The sequence below is a fragment of the Eudoraea sp. genome (genome assembly GCF_049669105.1).
Classification (GTDB): Bacteria; Bacteroidota; Bacteroidia; order Flavobacteriales; family Flavobacteriaceae; genus Eudoraea.
Window position 1 is genome coordinate 1 of record NZ_JBATKE010000175.1, and the last position, 2,760, is coordinate 2,760.

A 2,760-nucleotide genomic window follows, 5' to 3' on the forward strand; every position below is an offset into this window, starting at 1 on the left:
CCAGGCGACCTTCCCAAATAATCATGGTTTCATTGTCCGGCCCAAAATCACGGATACCTTGACGGAAACCTACCAGCGAAGCCGCAGGTGTCGTCATAATCATAGCTTCAACGGCGCGGACAAAATCAAGATTGTCCCATACTTTCTGCGCTGTTTCTTCTGTAGGAAATCCGTCATTGAATTTTAGCGTGCCAATGCTTGTCTCCACCACATCTGGTGTAATAACATTTTCCGGTATTTCAGTGGTCATTTTGTATTTCTGAGTTACCGCAGACGCGGTTGTTTCTGCTTTCTCAGAAGGCTCTGTTGTTGTATTGTCTTTACAAGACAAAAACGTTCCGACTAAAAACACACCTAAGAGTATGCTTTTTACATAATTTATTTTTTTCATTTTTTCATTTTTAAGATTCATAATTAATTTTCAATTATTATTTTTAATTCATTATTTCTTGATGCTTAAAAGGCCTCTTGAATTCCGAAATAGATACCACGGCTTCCGTCACTTCCAAAACCAATATCCATTCTTAAGTTTATTTTTTCTTTTTTATTAAATAAATACCTAAGTCCAATTCCTCCACTATACTTCATAGTGCTGAAATTATAGGTAAGAATATTTTCAGACACATTACCTAGCCCACCAAAAGCAACCATTCCAAATTTTTTCCAAACATATTGTCTATATTCTAATTGCATCATACCATAGAAATTATCCCGGTATCTACCGCTAAAGAAACCTCTCATTCTACTTGGACCTCCTATTGCCGGCAGCCTATAAAAGGGGGTATCACCAATAACAGATTCTATATAAAAGTTAAAGGCGAATACATGGTCCGGACTTATCGCCTTAAAGGCTTTTACATCTAATTGTAATTGGGAGTAATTAAAATTTCCCCACCCATTTGGATATACCACTACTTTAAAATATTGATAACTGCCATTGTTTGGAAAGAAAAGATTATCTCTGGAGTCCCAGAGTAAATCCGTGCCAATTCCAATAGATTCACCTCCATCATTGCCAACCACAGAATCATTACTTATCAGAGTATTCTCTAGGGTATCTACAATGCTTGTTTTGTCGTAGTCGAATATTAAGCCTGTTCTATCCGCAGAAAACAGTTTAGGTGGTACCTGAACGGTAACGGTAGAAGTAAAAGACTCCATTGAGAAGGACGCGGTTTCTGACTTGGGCGAATTATCGCCAATGCCCCAGAATTTATTCACAAAAAAGCCAAAACTTGTAGGTGCTTCTATATATAGTTTGTTTTCGAAAAAATATAGGTTAGGACTAACACTAAGTTTATACTGTTTATTAGTAGAGTAGTAGCCTCCAAAGCCAATTTTGGAGGGTTTTAAGTTTTCTTCCTGACCTGTATAAAATATATAAATTCCACCTGCTCCTCCGGCAAATTTTGATTCCGGAGTATAGAACACATAAGGATAAGCACTAAAGGACGTCCTTTTTGTACTATCTTTTTTCACTGTATTCGGAACTTCTTTATACACATTTTCTATGACATTCTGCGAAAGGGTATCCGTATCGATTTGCGCAAAAGCAAGATTGCTGCATAAGAACGCTGTCATTAATAAAGTGAAAGACAAATAACTATAATTATATGTCATAATTTTAGTTTACATCAATTGAACTAATTAATAATACTCAAATTCATACTCGTACTTAAATATTCATATTCTCAATCTTAAAAAATTAAAATCGGATGAGCGGCATTCCTTTTTCACTTAACTGCTTTTACATACCATACAGCTCACCCGACCAAAAACTCAACCAAACTATTCTTATTTCATAAGCTCCAATTCTCCTGGTCTCCATGTTTTATCTATCCATGGCTCTAGTGGGCCATAAGCACGCAGCAGGATAAACCAACTTTTACCGGGAATGGTTTGTATCCAGTTGCCTTCATCAACACCTTTAGGTAAAGTAGGCGCAAAAACAACATCTATAGATCCATCTTTATTTTCTTTCACCTTGCCTGTCAAGCTATTAATGCCAGCAAATGGTTGATCCGTCTGAAGCATACATCTTGTTTGTGGATCGTAAATAGTAACTGACCAATTGTCTTTTACAGGCACATTAGGAGGTAAGTGCATTTTGTAAGTCTTGGCACCATCAAGTGGTGTATGATCACCTGCCATACCAGCAATCGCATATTGAGACCCAGCTCCGGGTTTTGTGAGTGCCATAGCCGGTGTAACAACTACCGCATTAAAATGCATCCACAGCCTTGAGTCCATGCGGCGCGCACCATCTTTTAAAAAGTAAGAATCATTATCAGCAAAAGCCATTACCCATTCACTTTTGGTTTCCGGATAGTAATAGTGACCCGGATCGCGTGGCTCAATTGTATTGGCACGGGCATAGGCGTTTCCGATATCTACCGCTTCAGACATCAATTTCTTCATGCGCTCATCCGGATTAAAAGGCTGACCTTTTTCAATACCCAATGATCGTAGAATTCCTAAATTTTCTGCATCGTAAAAACCTTCTGGTTCTTCCTGGATGATTTGGTTTAGGTCTTCGAAAAATGTATAGTCGTTTGGCGCAACTGTGTTGTAATAAACCCCAGACATATTTTTGAATTCCATTTTTGGTGGATTGTCTTTTTGCGATAAGGGAGACACTTTTAGGTTGTCCTTAATCCGTTTTGCAGCGGCTTCAACACCCGTTTTGGTGTAGCCCCGCATAAAATTCCAAACATTATAGGTATTGGATTTATACACATAATAGCCATCTGGCACATCACC

At 38.0% G+C, this 2,760-nt stretch carries 3 protein-coding genes; all 3 read right to left on the reverse strand.

The features are described 5' to 3' along the window. The coding region (locus tag WBM60_RS13675) for a hypothetical protein (RefSeq protein ID WP_424283199.1) at positions 1-391 on the reverse strand (391 nt) is incomplete at its 3' end. A gap of 65 nt (positions 392-456) precedes the next feature. After that, complete coding sequence (locus tag WBM60_RS13680) at positions 457-1,581, reverse strand: hypothetical protein (RefSeq protein ID WP_424263717.1); 1,125 nt, start codon at positions 1,579-1,581, stop codon at positions 457-459. A gap of 213 nt (positions 1,582-1,794) precedes the next feature. After that, positions 1,795-2,760: DUF1214 domain-containing protein (locus tag WBM60_RS13685; RefSeq protein ID WP_424283200.1), on the reverse strand; the 966-nt coding region annotated here is incomplete at its 5' end.